Source organism: Amycolatopsis sp. cg9, from assembly GCF_041346945.1.
Lineage (GTDB): Bacteria > Actinomycetota > Actinomycetes > Mycobacteriales > Pseudonocardiaceae > Amycolatopsis.
This window is the reverse complement of sequence record NZ_CP166850.1, coordinates 657,961-673,182: the sequence shown is the minus strand read 5'-3', so window position 1 is coordinate 673,182 and position 15,222 is coordinate 657,961. Positions and strand designations below refer to the sequence as shown.

Below are 15,222 nucleotides of genomic sequence, written 5' to 3'. Positions count from 1 at the left end.
TGCTCGGGCTCTCCCCGCGAAAGGACGTTCCCGTGCGCACCCAGGTCGCCATCGTCGGCGCCGGCCCGGCCGGGCTGCTGCTGTCCCACCTGCTCGGCCTCGAAGGCATCGACTCGGTGCTGCTCGAACGGCAGACCGCCGGCTACGTCCAGGCGCGCATCCGCGCGGGCATGCTCGAAGCGGGCACGGTCGGCCTCCTGCGCGAGGCCGGGCTCGGTGCCCGGCTCGACGTCGAAGGCATGGAGCACCGGGGCATCCACCTGCAGTGGCCCGGCGAACGGCACCACCTGGACTTCGTCGACCTCGTCGGCCGGTCGGTGACGATCTACGGGCAGACCGAAATCACCAAGGACCTCATGGCGGCGCGCGAGAAGGCCGGCCGCCCGGCGTACTACTCGGCGTCCGACGTCACCCTGCACGACGTCACCGGGAAGCCGCACGTGACCTTCGTGGACGACGCCGGGCGGGCGCAGCGGGTCGACGCGGACGTCGTCGTCGGCTGCGACGGGTTCCACGGGCCGAGCCGGGCGTCCATCCCCGGCGCCGAGATCCGGGAGCGCGCTTACCCGTTCGCGTGGCTGGGCGTGCTGGCCGACGTCGCGCCGTCGGCCGACGAGCTGATCTACGCCTGGCACCCGGACGGCTTCGCGATGCACAGCATGCGCTCGCCGCGGGTGAGCCGGTTCTACCTCCAGGTGGCGCCGGACGAGGACATCGCCGGGTGGAGCGACGACCGGATCTGGGACGCGCTCGCGACCCGTCTCGGGCACCCCGGGTGGGCACTGGAGACGGGGCCGATCACCGAGAAGAGCGTGCTGCCGATGCGCAGCTTCGTCGCGACGCCGATGCGGCACGGCAACCTCTACCTCGCCGGGGACGCCGCGCACATCGTGCCGCCGACCGGGGCGAAGGGCCTGAACCTGGCCGTCGCCGACGTCGCCCTGCTGGCCAAGGCGCTCACCGCTTCCCTGAAGGACGGCACGGACGAGCTCGTCGACGCGTACTCGGACACGGCGCTGCGGCGGGTCTGGCGCTGCACGCACTTCTCGTGGTGGATGACGTCGATGCTGCACCGCCACGGCGACGACTTCGACGCCCAGCTCCAGCTGGCCCAGCTGCGCCGCACGGTGACGTCGGCGGCCGCGGCGACCGAGCTCGCGGACAACTACTCGGGACTGCCGCTGTAACCACCGATTCCTTTCCGGCTCGCGCGGTGTCCATCACTCGGCAGCACCGCAACCGAGCCGCGAGGAGTCCCGAGTGCGCGTCGAAACCCCGCCCACACCGGCGGTACCGGAGGTAGGAGCAGCGAAGCGAAGGTGGGTCCTGGCGATCACCTCCGTCGCTTCGATGATGGTCGTGCTCGACGCGCTCGTCGTGGCGACCGCCCTGACCGCGATCAAGGCCGGCACGGGTGCGTCGGCCGCCGAGCTCGAATGGACGGTCAACGCCTACGGCCTGAGCTTCGCCGTCCTGCTCATGACGGCCGCGGCCGCCGGGGACCGCTGGGGACGGCGGCGGCTGTTCACGGCCGGGGTGAGCGTGTTCGCGCTGGCGTCGCTGGTCTGCGCCCTCGCCCCGGACGCCGGCACCCTGATCGCCGGCCGGGTGCTGCAGGGCGCCGGCGCCGCGTTCGTCATGCCGCTCGCGCTGGCGCTGCTGGGCGCCGCCTTCCCACCGGAGCTGCGGCCGAAGGCGCTCGGCGTCTTCGCGAGCGTGAGCGGGGTGGCGGTGCCGCTCGGCCCGCTGCTGGGCGGGGCCGTCGTGGCGGGCATCTCCTGGCCGTGGATCTTCTGGCTCAACGTCCCCGTGGGCGCGGTCCTGGTCGTGCTCGCCCGGACGCGGGTCGAGGAGAGCCACGGGCCCGATCGCGCTCTCGACGTGCCGGGGCTGCTGCTGGCCGGCGCCGGTTCGTTCGGGGTGGTGTGGGGGCTGGCGCAGGTCGGCACCGCGAGCTGGCCCGGCGTCGCGGGACCGCTCGCGGCCGGGCTGATCGCCTTCGGCGCGTTCGTCGCCTGGCAGCGGCGGGCGGCGCACCCGATGCTCCCGCCCGGGCTGTTCCGCTCGCGCCGGTTCTCGGCGGGCAACGCGGTGATCTTCTGCCACTGGGCCTCCGCACTGGGCGCGACTTTCTTCATGGCCCAGTTCCTGCAGGAAGGGCTCGGCTACGGGCCGCTCGCCGCCGGGGCCGGGCTGGCACCGTGGGGGCTGACCACCGTGGTCGTCCCGCAGCTGGCCGGGCGGCTGGTCGGCCGCTTCGGCGAGCGGCCGTTCATCGTCGCGGGGCTGGGGCTGCACGGCCTGGCCATGCTCTGGGTCGCCGTGGTCGCCGGGCCGTCGGCCACGTACTGGGTGCTCGCCGCGCCGCTGGTGCTGTCGGGCACGGGCATCGCGATGTGCCTGCCCGCGGTGCAGAGCGCGGTGCTGACCTCGGCCGGGCCGCGGTTCCTCGGCAAGGCCTCCGGCGCCTTCAGCGCGATGCGGCAGCTCGGCGGCGCGTTCGGCGTGGCCGTCCTGGTCGCCGGGTTCTCGCTGGCCGGCGGCTATTCGTCGCGGGAAGCGTTCACCGCCGGGTTCACGGCCGCCGTCGTGCTCAGCGCCGCCCTCGCCGCCGCCGGCGTGCTGGCCGGCTGTTTCGTCCCCCGTCGCGAACCGAAGGAGAACTGAGCCGTGACCGACCTGAACGCCCACGCCGGCCTGCTGCGCGAACTGCACGGCGGTGAGCTGCTGGTGCTGCCGAACGCCTGGGACGAAGCCAGTGCCGAGCTCGTCGTCGAGACCGGCTTCCCGGTGGTGGCGACCTCCAGCGCCGCCGTGGCCGACGTGCTCGGGTACCAAGACGGCGAAGCGGCGCCGTGGCGGGAGATGTTCGCGGCGGCCGCCCGGATCGCCCGCGCCGTGGGAGTCCCGGTGACCGTCGACGCCGAGGCCGGCTACGGGCTGGCGCCGGGGGAGCTGGTGGACCGGCTCCTCGAAGCCGGGGCGGCCGGGTGCAACCTCGAGGACACCGACCACCGCGCCGGCGGGCTCGCGGACGCCGAAGCGCACGCGGACCGGCTGGCCGAGGTGCGCGCGGCCGCCGACGCGAGCGGGGTCCCGCTCGTCGTCAACGCGCGGATCGACGTGTTCCTGCCGCCCGCCGGGGTGCCCGAGGCGGACCGGGTGGCGGAGGCCGTCCGGCGGGGCCGCCGCTACCGGGAGGCGGGCGCGGACTGCGTGTACCCGATCGGGGCACCCGGCGACGCGCTCGCGCGGGTCGTCACCGAAGTCGGCGGGCCGGTCAACGGCAACACCAGCCCGGCGCTGGACCTCGCCGGGCTGGCGGCGCTGGGCGTGGCCCGGGTGTCGTACGGGCCCCGGTTCCACCGCTCGGGTTTCGCGGGGATGAGGGAAGCTTTGGAAGCCATCCACGAACGGGGAGTGCGCGATGTCGGCTGAGGCGGTGCCGCTTACCGGGAGCGCGCGGCTGCGGGACGAGTTCGGCGCGCTCCGCCCCGCGCTGCTCGCCCACTGCTACCGGATGACCGGGTCCTACCAGGACGCCGAAGACGTCGTCCAGGAGACGTACCTCCGGGCCGCGCGCGGGGTCGACGCCTTCGAGGGGCGCTCGTCGCTCAAGACCTGGCTGTACCGGATCGCGACCAACACCTGCCTGACCGAGCTGACGCACCGCAGCCGGCGGGTGCTGCCCGCCGGGCTGGGGGCGCCGTCGAGCGATCCCGATGCCCGGGTGTTCGGCGCCGGCTCGCTCGCGTGGCTCGAGCCGCTGCCCGACGCGGTGCTCGGCGACCCGGGCGAAGTCGTCGTCCGGCGCGAGTCGGTGCGGCTGGCGCTGATCGCGGCCCTGCAGCACCTGCCGGCGCGGCAGCGGGCGGCGTTCCTGCTCCGGGAGGTGCTGTCGTGGTCCGCCGCCGAAATCGCGGAGACGCTCGGCGTCAGCGTGCCCGCGGTGAAGAGCCTGCTGCAGCGGGCCCGGCAGCGGCTCGACGAACTCGACCTCGAGGCCGAGCCGCCGGACCCGGAGGTCGAACGGACGCTGCTCGACCGCTACGTCGCGGCGTTCGAAGCGCAGGACACGGCGGCCATCCGGACCGTCATCCACGACGACTTCAGCCTCGAAGCCATGCCGCACCCGGTGTGGTTCAAGGGGGTGCGCGTGTGCCTGCCGTTCCTGGAGCGGTACGCCTTCCGGGCGGACCGGGGGATCCGGCTGCGGCCCACGCGCGCCAACGGCCAGCCCGCCGCGGGCAGCTACCGCCCGGACGGCGAAGGCGTCCTGCGCGCCGAAGGGCTGTGGGTGTTCACGGTGACCGGGCAGCGCTTGTCGCGAGCGGTGAAGTTCCCCGGTCCGGACCTCGTCACGGCCGCCGGTCTGCCGGCCCGGCTGGCTTGAACCAGGGAGTCCACGCGAGAAGCGCGATCAGACCGGTCAGTATGAACACCGGTCCCAGGCCGGTGCTCGCGGCTGCTGCCCCGGCCAGCGGGGCGGCGGCCGTCTGCCCGACGCCCAGCCCGGCGAAGGACCAGGTGACGCCGCGGGCGGGCCGCGCGGGTGACACGCGGGCCGCCCAGACGATGCACAACCCGGTCAACGCCATGTAGGTGCTGCCGAAGAGCGCGCTGGAAAGCAGGGCGCCGAACAGCCCGAGGCCCGGCACGGCCAGCAGGGCGAGGCCGGCCGCGGCGAGCGTCCAGGTCGCGAGGGTGGCGGCCGGCAGCCCGGCGCGGCCGACGACCCGGCCGGCCAGGCCGCCGAGCAGCCCGGCGACCCCGATCGTGCCCCAGCACCAGGTCGCGGCCACCGGGCTCAGGCCGGCTTCGGCGAGCCGGGAGCCGGAGAACGTCCAGTACGGCGCGCTCGTCACCCCGATCAGCGCGGAGTTGAGCACCAGCGGCCTGAGGCCCGATCCGGACCCGGTGACCGCGGCGGCGGGCCGGGAGCGGGGGAGCGTCCGCCACGCGAGCAGCGTCACCACCGCGCCGAGCCCGGCGAACACCGCCCAGATCACCGGCCAGCCGATGGCCAGCAGCGGCGTGCCCGCGGACGCGGCGAGCCCGAGGCCGGTGCCGGTGTTGGCCCAGGTCTGCGCCCGGGCCTGGCCGGTGCTCTCCCCGATGAGCTGGGCGACGCCGGGCGACACGAGCCCCGCACTGGCGCCGGCGACCACGATCCCGGCGGCGAACACGGCGACGGCCGGGGCCAGCGCCATGAGCGCGAGCCCGGTCGTGGCGGCCACGCCGGCGAGCAGCACGGTGCCGCGCGCCGAGTGCGCCGACGTCCGCGGGGCCAGCAGCAGCCCGGCCGCGTAGCCGGCGGTCGAGAGGCCGCTGAGCACGCCGACGCCGACGGTGGTCAGCCCGAACGTCTCGCTGAACCGGGGCACGAACAACCCGTAGGCGTAGCGCGCGAACCCGTAGCAGAGGGCGATGACCCCCGCGCCGGCCGCGGCGAGGGGCCACCACGACGTCGTCGTCTCTCCGGTCTTGGTCGCCATGCCCCCATCAGACAGACCGGTCTGTTTGCTGTCAAGGGGTGGTACGGTTGTGCCAGGTAATGCGGTAGACCGGGAGGTATGATGGGCCGGACTCGTCCCGGCGACGCGCGCGGGAAGGTGCTCAAGGCAGCGTCGGCGCTGTTCTACCGGGACGGCATCCACGTCGTCGGGGTCGACGCGGTGGCCGCGGAGGCGGGCGTCACTAAGGCGGCCCTCTACGGCAATTTCGGGTCGAAGAGCCGGCTCGTCGTGGCGTACCTGCGGGAACGCGACCGCGCGTGGCAGGAGCAGGTCGACGAGATCACGGCGGCGCACCCGGAGCCACGGGAGCGGGTGCTGGCGGTGTTCGACGCGTACGAGGCCTGGCTGTCCCGCGACGGGTACCGCGGCTGCGCGTTCCTCAACGCGACTTCGGAGTTCCCCGACCCCGCCGACCCGGTCCGCGAAGTCGTCCGCCACCACAAGACGGCGCTGCACGGTTACCTGCGCGCCCAGCTCGCCCGCGCCGGGGCGGCCGAGCGGCTGGCGGACGAGCTGATGCTGGTGCTGGAGGGCGCCGCGGTGCAGTCGGTGGTCGCCCAGGACGCGGCTCCGTTCCGCACGGCGAAGCGACTGGCGACGTCGCTGCTCGGCTGAAGGGGACGTTCATCGCATCAGATGCGATGAACGTCCCCTTCAGCGCGTGGGATGAGTGGAACGTCCCCTTCAGCCTCTTGACTCCTTGAGCTTGCCGTGCGCACCATACCCGCGTAGTAATTCGAATTATCACCTGCGGGAAGGCTTCATGAAGGAACTGGGCACCGAGATTCTCATCGTCGGCGGGGGACTCGGCGGGGTCGCCGCCGCGCTGGCCGCGGCCTCCCACGGGCGGCGGGTCGTGCTGACCGAGGAGACCGACTGGCTCGGCGGCCAGCTCACCGCGCAAGCCGTTCCGCCGGACGAAAACCCGTGGATCGAGCGGTTCGGGTCCACCCGCACCTACCGCGAGCTGCGCGCGGGCATCCGCGACCACTACCGCCGCCATTACCCGCTCCGCGCCGAAGCCGCGAAGCACGCCGAGCTCAACCCCGGGGCCGGGAAGGTCAGCAAGCTCTGCCACGAGCCGCGGGTGGCGCTCGCCGTGGTCGAAGCCATGCTCGCGCCGCACGTCAGCGCCGGGCGGATCCACGTCCTGCGCGACCACCGCCCGGTCGGGGTGCACACCACCGGCGACCGCGTCGAGGCCGTGGTCCTCGAGGGCGAGGAACGCGTCGTCGTCAAAGCCCGGTACGTCCTCGACGCCACCGAGAACGGGGACCTCCTGCCGCTCGCCGGGACCGAACACGTCACCGGGGCGGAAGCGAAGTCCGAGCACGGTGAGCCGCACGCGCCGGACGCGGCCGATCCCGCCAACCTGCAGGGCATCACCTACTGCTTCGCGGTTTCCCACCACGAAGGCGAAAACCACGTCATCGACAAGCCCGCGATGTACGGCTTCTGGCGCGACTACCAGCCGGACTTCTGGCCCGGCCCGCTGCTCGGCTTCGTCGCCCCCGACCCGCGGACCCTCGACCCGGTCAAGCGCACCTTCGTGCCGAACCCGCCCGGCGACCCCCTCGCCGTCAGCGCCGACCAGAGCGCCGACGCCGGGGACAAGGAACTGTGGACGTTCCGCCGCATCCTCGCCCGCGGCCTGCACACCGCCGGCGCCTTCGACTCCGACGTCACGCTGGTCAACTGGCCGCTCAACGACTACTGGCTCAAGCCCGCCCTCACCATCCCCGGCCACGCAGGCGAAGCCGACGTGAAAACCGCGCACCACGAAGCCAAGCAGCTGAGCCTGTCCGTCCTCCACTGGCTGCAGACCGAGGCGCCCCGCGCGGACGGCGGTACCGGTTTCCCCGGGCTCAAGCTCCGTCCCGACGTCACCGGCACGAAGGACGGTCTCGCGAAGTCCGCGTACGTCCGCGAAGCCCGGCGCATCAAGGCCGTCACGACCGTCACCGAACACGACGTCTCGGCCGAGATCCTCGGGGTCGACGGGCGGGTCCGCCGCGCGGACGCCGTCGGGGTCGGGAGCTACCGGATCGACCTGCACCCGTCGACCGGCGGGGACAACTACATCGACGTCGCCAGCGTGCCGTACGAGATCCCGCTCGGCGCGCTGCTGCCCGTCCGCACGGCGAACCTGCTGCCCGCGGGCAAGAACATCGGCACCACGCACATCACGAACGGCTGCTTCCGGCTGCACCCCGTCGAGTGGAACGTCGGCGAGGTCGCCGGGCTGCTCGCCGCGTTCGCCGTCAGCGAGGACGTCGAGCCGCGGGCGGTCCAGGCCGACAGCCGGCTCTTCGAGGACTTCGCGCGCGTGCTGGACGCCGCCGGGGTGGAACGCCGGTGGCCGGAAGTGCGGGGGTACTGACCGTGCCGCCGGTAAGGTCTGGCGCAGTCGCGCGGGAGGGAGTCACGGATGACGGCGGGTTCGGGCCGGGTCACGCAGGCCCAGGTGGCGCGCCTGGCCGGAGTCTCGCAGGCCGTCGTGTCCATGGTGCTCAACGGTTCCGACAGCCTGCGCATCACCCCGGAGACCCGCGACCGCGTGCAGCAGGTGCTCCGCGAAACCGGCTACACCGTGGACATCATGGGCCGCCGGCTGCGCGGGGGGTCCAACCAGATCCTCGGCGTGTTCACCTACGAGTCGGTGTTCCCGTCCGGGGTGGCCGACTTCTACCGGCCGTTCCTGCTCGGCATCGAAGAGGAGGCCGAGCAGCAGGGCTTCGACCTGCTGCTGTTCACCAGCGGTGGCCGCCGCGACGGGCGCCGCCGCATCTACGAAGCGGGCACGAACCGGCTGCGCATCGCCGACGGCTCGATCCTGCTCGGCAGGCACAACGACCCGCAGGAGCTCGCGCAGCTGGTCGAGGAGCAGTTCCCGTTCGTGTTCGTCGGCCGCCGCGAGTCGCCGACCGGGCCGATCAGCTACGTCGGCGCGGACTACGTCGCCGCCACCCGTGAGGTCCACGAGTGGCTGTGGGGCCTCGGGCACCGCCGGATCGGGCTGCTCAGCGTCACCGAGGAGAACGAGCCGACGCTCGACCGCCGCGCCGGGTACGAGGCCGCCGCGCGCAAGCACCGCCGTCCGCCGCTCGTGTTCCTGGCGGAGGACCCGGCGATCGCGTTGCGGCAGGCGCGCGACGAAGGCGTGACGGCGTTGCTCGTCGAGAGCTCGGCGATGGCCGACGGCATCCTGGCGTGCGCGCACGAGCTGGGACTGACCGTGCCCGAGGACCTTTCGCTCGTCGTGCTGGGTGACGCCGACCCGTCGCAGCAGCCGCAGGCGCACGCGGTGCCGAGCACCGCGACCGACTGGTCGATGTTCCGCATCCCGCGCCACGAAATGGGCGTGCACGCCGTGCGCGTGCTCGTCGAGCTGTTGAAGAAACCCCAGCCGCGCCAGCTGCTCCTGCCGTGCACGATCCACGCAGGCGCCACCGCGGCCGGACCCTCCACAACAGACTCCCGCTGAGGCCGAACGGCCGGTTGACAGTGCACGGGGCGACGCTTACCGTCCGTGCTAATTCGAATAACCAGGAGGCATCGTGGCCTACCGGAGAATCCGGCTGCTCGCCGCGGCCCTGTCCGCCGTCGCACTGGCTTCGACGGCGTGCTCGGGCGGCGCCGGCGACGACAAGAACATCGCACTGCGCATGACCGTCTGGACGACGGACAAGAACCAGCTCGCCCTCTTCGACTCCATCGCCACCGAATACCGCAAGACCCACCCGGAGGTCGCGTCGGTCGAATTCGACGTCGTCCCGGGTGACACGAGCGCCTACTCGGCCGCGCTGACCACCCAGCTCTCCGGCGGCAACCCGCCGGACCTCGCGTGGATCCTCGAACGCGACGCCCCGGACTTCGTCCAGTCCGGCGCCCTCACGAACCTCAAGCCCACTTTGGACGCGGCCGCGGGATACAACGCGGCCGAACTGGTCCCGTCCGCGACGAAGCTGTGGACCAAGGAGGACGGCCTCTACGCCTACCCGTTCTCGACGTCGCCGTTCGGCATGTTCTACAACAAGAACCTGCTGACCCGGGCCGGGATCACCGAGACGCCCGACCGGCTGGTCGCGAGTGGACGGTGGACGTGGGACGCCGCCAGGCAGATCGCCGCCCAGGTCGCCGCGAAGGACACCGGCAAGGCGGGCCTGGTCATCCGCGAGTTCGAGTACAAGCAGTGGGTGCTGCTCGCCTCGGTGTGGCGCGGCTTCGGTGCCGACGCCTGGGGCCCGGACGGCAAGACGTGCGGCTTCACCTCGCCGGAGATGACGGCCGCGATGACCTTTCTGCACCAGGCGATCTTCACCGACAAGGCGCTGCCCGGCCCGGGCACGACGGCGGACTTCTTCGCCGGGGAAGCCGGCCTGACGATCGCGCAGATCAGCCGGGCCGGGCTGCTGAAGGCCAAGCCGTTCGAGTGGGGCATCGTCCCGCTGCCCGCCGGGCCGAAGGCGAACGCGCAGGTCATCGGCCAGGCCGGGATCGGCGTTCCGGTGAAGGGCAAGCACGCCAAGGCCGCCGCGGACTTCCTCGCGTACTTCACGAACCCGGCCAACTCGGCGAAGCTCGGCCAGTACTTCCCGCCGGCCCGCGACAGCCTGCTCAACGCGGCCACCCTGGCCAAGGCCAACCCGCTGTTCAGCCAGGAACAGCTGCAGAACGTCGTGGTGAACGGGATCAAGACCGGCGCGGTGCTGCCGTCGCACACCGGCAGCGCGCGGATCGCGTCGCTCGTGCAGTCCGCTTTGGACCCGATGTGGCAGCCGGACGCGAACGTGCCCGCCGCGCTGGCCGGGGTCTGCCAGGCCATCGACCCGGCGCTGAGCCGGTGACCCTCACGTCGAGGCGGCGGGACGAGCTGGCGGGGTGGCTGTTCATCGCCCCGCAAGCCCTCGGGTTCCTCGCCTTCGTCGTGGCCCCGCTGGTCGCGGTCGTCTGGTACAGCTTCCAGGACGTCAACCTGCTCGCCGGGACGTCGACGTTCGCGGGCGCGGACAACTACGCGAAGCTCTTCGACGACCCGACCGCGCCGAAGGTCGCCCGCGCGACGGCGATCTTCTGCGTCGGCCTGGTCGTGCTCAACCTGGCGCTCGCGCTGTCGCTGGCGTTGCTGCTCAACCTGAAGCTGCGCGGCACCACGGTGTTCCGCACGGTCTTCTTCTCGCCGGTGGTCGTCACGCTCGTCGCCTGGACGATCGTGTGGAACTTCCTCCTGCAGGACAACGGCGGGATCAACTCCCTCCTGCAGGCGGTCGGCGTCGACGGGCCGAACTGGCTGCGCGGCAACGGCACCGCGATGCTGTCGGTGATCGTGGTGCAGGTGCTGAAGAACGTCGGGCTCAACATGGTGCTGTTCCTCGCCGCGCTGCAAGGCATCCCGCAGTCCATTGTGGAGGCGTCGCAGCTGGACGGCGCCGGGCCGTGGCGCCGGTTCCGCTCGGTGACGCTGCCGATGATCAGCCCGACCACGCTGCTCACCGCGATCATCACCGTGGCCGGCGCGCTGCAGGTGTTCGCGCAGATCCAGGTGCTGACCCTCGGCGGGCCCGCGGACAGCACCAACGTCCTGGTGTTCTACTTCTACCAGCAGGCTTTCGCCAACCACGACCTCGGCTACGGTTCCGCGCTGGCCGTCGTGCTGTTCCTCGTGATCCTCGTGCTCACGCTGCTGCAGTGGCGGATGCGGAAGCGGTGGGTGTTCCATGAGTCGTAGGGCGAAGATCGCCTGCTACGCGGTGCTGGTCGTGCTGGCCGTGCCGTTCGTGTTCCCCACCTGGTGGATGATCACGGCGTCGCTGCTGCCGGCCAACGAGGTCCTCGCCTACCCGCCGAAGCTGTTTCCGAACCAGCCGCAGTGGGAGAACTACCGGACTGCCTTCACGGACTTCCCGCTGGCGCAGCAGTACTTCAACAGCCTCTACATCGCGGTGCTGGTCACGCTCGGCACGATGTTCTTCTCCTCGCTGGCCGGGTACGCGTTCGCCCGCATCCGGTTCCGCGGCGAGAAGCTGTTCGCGCTGATCCTCATCGGACTGATGGTGCCGAGCGAGGTCACGATCATCCCGCTGTTCCGGGTGGTCGACGACCTCGGGCTGACGAACACGCACTGGCCGCTGGTCGTCGTCCCGATCTTCGGGGCGCCGAGCGTGCTGGCGACGTTCGTGATGCGCCAGTTCTTCATCACGATCCCGGGCGAGCTCGAAGAAGCGGGCCGGCTCGACGGCCTCTCGCGGTTCGGGCTCTACCGGCGCGTCGCGCTGCCGATCGCGAAGCCCGCGCTGGCCGCGGTCGCGATCTTCACCTTCCTGAACACGTGGAACTTCTTCCTGGAACCGCTGGTCTACCTGACCGACAAGAGCAGGTTCACGCTGCCGGTGGCGCTCACGCAGTACGTCGACGTCTACGGCGGTCACCTCTGGAACGTCCAGCTCGCCGCCGCGACCACGACGGTCGTGCCGGTGCTGCTCGTGTTCGTCATCGCGCAACGCCAGTTCGTCGAAGGGCTCGCCCAGAGCGGCCTCAAGGGCTAGGAGGCAGTCGTGATCGATCGCAGGACCTTCCTCGGCGGAGCCGCCGCCTTGCTCAGCCTCGCGGGGACGGCTTCGGCCGCGGTACCCCCGCCGGCGGGGCCGTTCCCGCCGCTCGCCCCGCCGCCACCGGGTTCGGCATGGGCTACCTCGCGAAGACCCTCGCCAACCTGCGGCAGGCCGACGCACTGCCGGCCCGGCGCGGCGAGCTGACCGCCGCGCTGCACCAGGGCATGACGTGGTTCCTGAACCCGGCCAGCCCGATCTGGGCGCACCCGGTCGAGTACGCCAACCAGAACGCGTCCGGGCTCTCCTCGGCCCAGCTGGCGTTGAAGCTGGACCCGGATCCCCCGCTGACCGAGCAGATCCCGCTGGTGCTGCACCCGGGCGACGACGTCCGGTTCGCCGGCGGAGCCCCGGTCTCCCACGGCACCGACGCGAGCGCCACGGCGTCAGGGCTGACGATCCGCTGCGGCGGCGCGACGATCACCATCGGCTGGGGCACCGCCCTGGCCGCGACCGTCACCGCGACCCCCGTCACCTTCCTCCGCGACGGTGCCCGGCGGCTGCGCCTCCTGCGGATCCCGCACCCCGGCACCCTCGCCACCGGGATCCGCTTTCGGCAGCCGGACGGTGAACGTCGATCCGCTGTCCACTTCGGACTCGACGGCGACCGTGCCGCCGTGGGCCTGCACGAGGTGCCGCACGATGGCGAGGCCGAGCCCGCTGCCGCCGGTCTGGCGGTTGCGGGACTTCTCGGCCCGCCAGAACCGGTCGAACACGTGCGGCAGGTCCGCGGCGGCGATCCCGGTTCCGGTGTCTTCGACGGCCAGCGTGACCACGTCCACAGTGGACGAAACGCGGATCGTCACGCGGCCGCCGGCGGGGGTGTGCCGGACCGCGTTCGTCACCAGGTTGCCGACGATCTGGCGCAGCCGCACCGGATCGGCCGCGAGCACGGTGTCGCCGTCGGCTTCGACGGTGAGCCCGACGCCGGCCGCGGCGGCCCGGTCGGCCTGCGCGACGGCGACGTGGCCGGCCAGCTCGGCCGCGTCGAGCAGCTCGGGGTGCAGCCGCAGCTGCCCGGCGTCGGCGGCGGCGAGGTCCTGCAGGTCGTCGACGATGTGCTGCAGCAGCACGGTTTCTTCGAGAAGGGAGGCGCTCAGCGCGCGGTCGAAGGGCAGGTGGCCGTCTTCGGCGGCCTCCAGCCGGCCGCGGATGACGTTGAGCGGGTTGCGCAGCTCGTGCGCGATGTCGCTGACCATCGCCTTGCGCAGCTCCTCGATGCGCTCCCGCCGCGCGGTGAGGTCGTTGAACGCGGCGGCGAGGTAGCCGACCTCGTCGCGGGACTTCACCGGCGCCGGGCGATCCTGTTTCGCCGCTTCGGTCAACGCCCGCAGCGGGCGGGACAGCCGGGTCGCCACCAGCACCGTGAGCGCGACGGCCAGCACCAGCACGCCACCGGTCACGGCGAGGATCCGGGTCAGGTTCTCCCGCGACAGCGTGAACGTCGGCAGCTGCGACCCGCCCGGCCCGAGCGTGAACAGCAGCGCGGGCGGCGCGACGAACGGCGTCAGCTGCTCGCGGCGGGCCGCGTCGAGGCAGCCCTGGGCCGGCCGCTGGTCGGTGCCGCCGAGGATTTCCAGGTCGAGGCCCAGCTGCACCTTGTCCGCGCCCTGGCTCTGCAGGCAGCGGTTGACGGCGTCGTTGAGGCTGTCGAGCGCGGCCTGTTCGGTCGGCGTCGGCTGGGCCAGCTCGTAGAGGCCGCACTTCGAAGCGAAGTAGCGCGCGGACAGGGGATCGAGCCCGGCGAGCTGCGGCCGCCCGCTCGGCGACTCGCGCACCTGGCTGGGGAGGCCGACCGTGGCGAGGCAGGCGGCGGTCTTCGTGGCCAGCGAAGTGAGGTCCTCGCGTTCGGCCGCCGGCAGCCGGAACGGGCCGGCCGCGCGCGGGTCGATCCCGCTCGTCCCGGCCTGGGGCAGCAGCACCGGGTCGACGTGCAGCGGGTCGACCGACGCGGTCGCCTTGACCGGCAGCGTGACCGGGGTGCCGCCGGAGTCGCCGAGGACGTGCCGGTCGAGGGTGGTCAGCACGATCCGGCGGCCGGTCTGCTCCGAGAGCGCTTTCAGCCGGGGCCCCGCCTGGCCCCACGTGTGGTTGGCCGCCGCGTAGCCCAGCAGTTCGGTGTAGATCGTGGCGTCGCCGGAGAGGGCCTGGCCCTGCTCCTGCTGGATCGCGCGGGTGGTGGTCTGCACCGCGAGCCACGCGGTCGCGGCGATCGAGGCGAGCGCGATGAGCAGGGAGACGGCGGTGAGCCGGACGACGAGGCTGCGCCGCCTCGGGAAGCTACGTGTCATTTTCCGCCGTCAGCTTGTAGCCCACGCCGAACACGGTCCGCAGGTAGACCGGCTTCTGCGGGTCCGGCTCGAGCTTCTTGCGCAGGTTGAGCACGTGGACGTCGATGATCCGGGTGCTGACGAACCGGTCGTCGCCGCGGGTCAGCTCCAGCAGCTGACGGCGGGTGAAGACCCGGCCCGGCTGCCGGATCAGCGTCTCGAGCAGCTGGAACTCGCCCGGGGTGGTCTCCACCGGCCGGCCGCCGACCGACACCTCGTGCCGGACCGGGTCGAGCCGCAGCGCGCCGGCGCGCAACGCGGTGTCCGGTGGTTCACGCCGGCCGGCGGTCCGCCGCAGCAGCGTCCGGACCCGGGCCATCAGCTCCCGCGGGCTGTACGGCTTGGTCAGGTAGTCGTCCGCGCCGAGGTCGAGCCCGAGCAGCAGGTCGTCCTCGGTGGCGCGGGCGGTGAGCATCAGCACCGCCACGTCGGACTCCTGCCGCAGGATCCGGCAGACGTCGAGGCCGTCGACCTTCGGCATCATCACGTCGAGGACCAGCAGGTCGGGGCGGTCGCGGCGGGCTTCGTCGAGGGCGGCCCGGCCGTCCGGGGCCAGCACCACGGTGTGGCCCTCGCTCTCGAGGTAGAGCCGGAGGACCTCGGCCTGCTTCTCGTCGTCCTCGGCGACCAGTACACGTGCGCACACGGGGTCGAGGTTAGGCGTCCTGACACGCCCGCCACCCGATCCTGACCGGATCTTCATACCTTGAGGGCACGAGCCAGGTCTTTGTCAAAGTGTTGACCCGGAGGTGCAGCGCAGGCAAAGGT

General features: G+C 72.5%; 15 protein-coding genes. 11 read left to right on the top strand and 4 right to left on the bottom strand.

Annotated elements, in window-relative coordinates:
- Positions 1-32: 32 nt before the first annotated feature.
- The 4 genes from AB5J73_RS02675 to AB5J73_RS02660 all read left to right on the top strand — a co-directional run bounded on the left by AB5J73_RS02675 (position 33) and on the right by AB5J73_RS02660 (position 4,393).
- A complete protein-coding gene (locus tag AB5J73_RS02675; RefSeq protein WP_370967754.1) occupies positions 33-1,187 on the top strand; it encodes a 4-hydroxybenzoate 3-monooxygenase in 1,155 nt (384 codons plus the stop codon).
- Between the two features lie 73 nt (positions 1,188-1,260).
- Positions 1,261-2,667, top strand: a complete 1,407-nt coding sequence (locus AB5J73_RS02670; RefSeq protein ID WP_370967752.1) for an MFS transporter — start codon at positions 1,261-1,263, stop codon at positions 2,665-2,667.
- 3 nt (positions 2,668-2,670) lie between these two features.
- A complete protein-coding gene (locus AB5J73_RS02665; RefSeq protein WP_370967750.1) occupies positions 2,671-3,438 on the top strand; it encodes an isocitrate lyase/phosphoenolpyruvate mutase family protein in 768 nt (255 codons plus the stop codon).
- Positions 3,428-4,393: an RNA polymerase subunit sigma-70 gene (locus tag AB5J73_RS02660; RefSeq protein WP_370967748.1), complete on the top strand. Its 966-nt coding sequence runs from the start codon at positions 3,428-3,430 to the stop codon at positions 4,391-4,393. Before AB5J73_RS02665 ends, AB5J73_RS02660 begins: the two co-directional genes overlap by 11 nt.
- On the opposite strand, the gene AB5J73_RS02655 is transcribed toward AB5J73_RS02660, so the two are convergent.
- A complete protein-coding gene (locus AB5J73_RS02655; RefSeq protein WP_370967746.1) occupies positions 4,359-5,495 on the bottom strand; it encodes a YbfB/YjiJ family MFS transporter in 1,137 nt (378 codons plus the stop codon). The genes AB5J73_RS02660 and AB5J73_RS02655 overlap by 35 nt on opposite strands.
- Before the next feature lie 78 nt (positions 5,496-5,573).
- Here AB5J73_RS02655 and AB5J73_RS02650 point away from each other — a divergent pair, with 78 nt between their 5' ends.
- The 7 genes from AB5J73_RS02650 to AB5J73_RS02620 all read left to right on the top strand — a co-directional run bounded on the left by AB5J73_RS02650 (position 5,574) and on the right by AB5J73_RS02620 (position 12,271).
- Complete coding sequence (locus AB5J73_RS02650) at positions 5,574-6,131, top strand: TetR/AcrR family transcriptional regulator (RefSeq protein ID WP_370967744.1); 558 nt, start codon at positions 5,574-5,576, stop codon at positions 6,129-6,131.
- Positions 6,132-6,279: 148 nt separating this feature from the next.
- Positions 6,280-7,896, top strand: a complete 1,617-nt coding sequence (locus AB5J73_RS02645) for an FAD-dependent oxidoreductase (RefSeq protein WP_370967742.1) — start codon at positions 6,280-6,282, stop codon at positions 7,894-7,896.
- Between the two features lie 48 nt (positions 7,897-7,944).
- Positions 7,945-9,000, top strand: coding sequence for a LacI family DNA-binding transcriptional regulator (locus AB5J73_RS02640; protein ID WP_370967740.1), 1,056 nt, complete (start codon positions 7,945-7,947; stop codon positions 8,998-9,000).
- A gap of 73 nt (positions 9,001-9,073) precedes the next feature.
- Positions 9,074-10,363: a sugar ABC transporter substrate-binding protein gene (locus AB5J73_RS02635; RefSeq protein WP_370967738.1), complete on the top strand. Its 1,290-nt coding sequence runs from the start codon at positions 9,074-9,076 to the stop codon at positions 10,361-10,363.
- Positions 10,360-11,244: a carbohydrate ABC transporter permease gene (locus AB5J73_RS02630; protein WP_370967735.1), complete on the top strand. Its 885-nt coding sequence runs from the start codon at positions 10,360-10,362 to the stop codon at positions 11,242-11,244. Before AB5J73_RS02635 ends, AB5J73_RS02630 begins: the two co-directional genes overlap by 4 nt.
- The gene (locus AB5J73_RS02625) at positions 11,234-12,061 is read left to right on the top strand and encodes a carbohydrate ABC transporter permease (protein ID WP_370967733.1); all 828 of its coding nucleotides are present in this window, start codon (positions 11,234-11,236) and stop codon (positions 12,059-12,061) included. Before AB5J73_RS02630 ends, AB5J73_RS02625 begins: the two co-directional genes overlap by 11 nt.
- Before the next feature lie 9 nt (positions 12,062-12,070).
- Complete coding sequence (locus AB5J73_RS02620) at positions 12,071-12,271, top strand: twin-arginine translocation signal domain-containing protein (protein ID WP_370967731.1); 201 nt, start codon at positions 12,071-12,073, stop codon at positions 12,269-12,271.
- Here the strand turns inward: AB5J73_RS02620 and AB5J73_RS02615 are convergent.
- Genes AB5J73_RS02615 through AB5J73_RS02605 form a run of 3 tightly spaced genes read right to left on the bottom strand, consistent with a single transcriptional unit; the run spans position 12,204 to position 15,100 of the window.
- Positions 12,204-12,551 carry a hypothetical protein gene (locus AB5J73_RS02615; protein ID WP_370973568.1) on the bottom strand — a complete coding sequence of 116 codons (348 nt, stop codon included), beginning with the start codon at positions 12,549-12,551 and terminating at the stop codon, positions 12,204-12,206. The genes AB5J73_RS02620 and AB5J73_RS02615 overlap by 68 nt on opposite strands.
- Entirely contained in the window at positions 12,511-14,415 is a 1,905-nt protein-coding gene (locus tag AB5J73_RS02610) for a sensor histidine kinase (RefSeq protein ID WP_370967729.1), read from the bottom strand. Before AB5J73_RS02610 ends, AB5J73_RS02615 begins: the two co-directional genes overlap by 41 nt.
- Positions 14,405-15,100 (bottom strand): response regulator transcription factor, encoded by a 696-nt coding sequence (locus AB5J73_RS02605; protein ID WP_370967727.1) that lies wholly within the window; start codon positions 15,098-15,100, stop codon positions 14,405-14,407. The genes AB5J73_RS02610 and AB5J73_RS02605 overlap by 11 nt, the downstream gene beginning before the upstream one ends.
- Between the last annotated feature and the right edge of the window lie 122 nt (positions 15,101-15,222).

Excerpts from the sequence above, each read along its gene's own strand:
- AB5J73_RS02660 (WP_370967748.1), top strand. The coding sequence starts at position 3,428 with ATGTCGGCTGAGGCGGTGCCGCTTACCGGGAGCGCGCGGCTGCGGGAC.
- AB5J73_RS02655 (WP_370967746.1), bottom strand. The coding sequence starts at position 5,495 with ATGGCGACCAAGACCGGAGAGACGACGACGTCGTGGTGGCCCCTCGCC.
- AB5J73_RS02650 (WP_370967744.1), top strand. The coding sequence starts at position 5,574 with ATGATGGGCCGGACTCGTCCCGGCGACGCGCGCGGGAAGGTGCTCAAG.
- AB5J73_RS02645 (WP_370967742.1), top strand. The coding sequence starts at position 6,280 with ATGAAGGAACTGGGCACCGAGATTCTCATCGTCGGCGGGGGACTCGGC.
- AB5J73_RS02640 (WP_370967740.1), top strand. The coding sequence starts at position 7,945 with ATGACGGCGGGTTCGGGCCGGGTCACGCAGGCCCAGGTGGCGCGCCTG.
- AB5J73_RS02625 (WP_370967733.1), top strand. The coding sequence starts at position 11,234 with ATGAGTCGTAGGGCGAAGATCGCCTGCTACGCGGTGCTGGTCGTGCTG.
- AB5J73_RS02615 (WP_370973568.1), bottom strand. The coding sequence starts at position 12,551 with ATGGTGATCGTCGCGCCGCCGCAGCGGATCGTCAGCCCTGACGCCGTG.
- AB5J73_RS02610 (WP_370967729.1), bottom strand. The coding sequence starts at position 14,415 with ATGACACGTAGCTTCCCGAGGCGGCGCAGCCTCGTCGTCCGGCTCACC.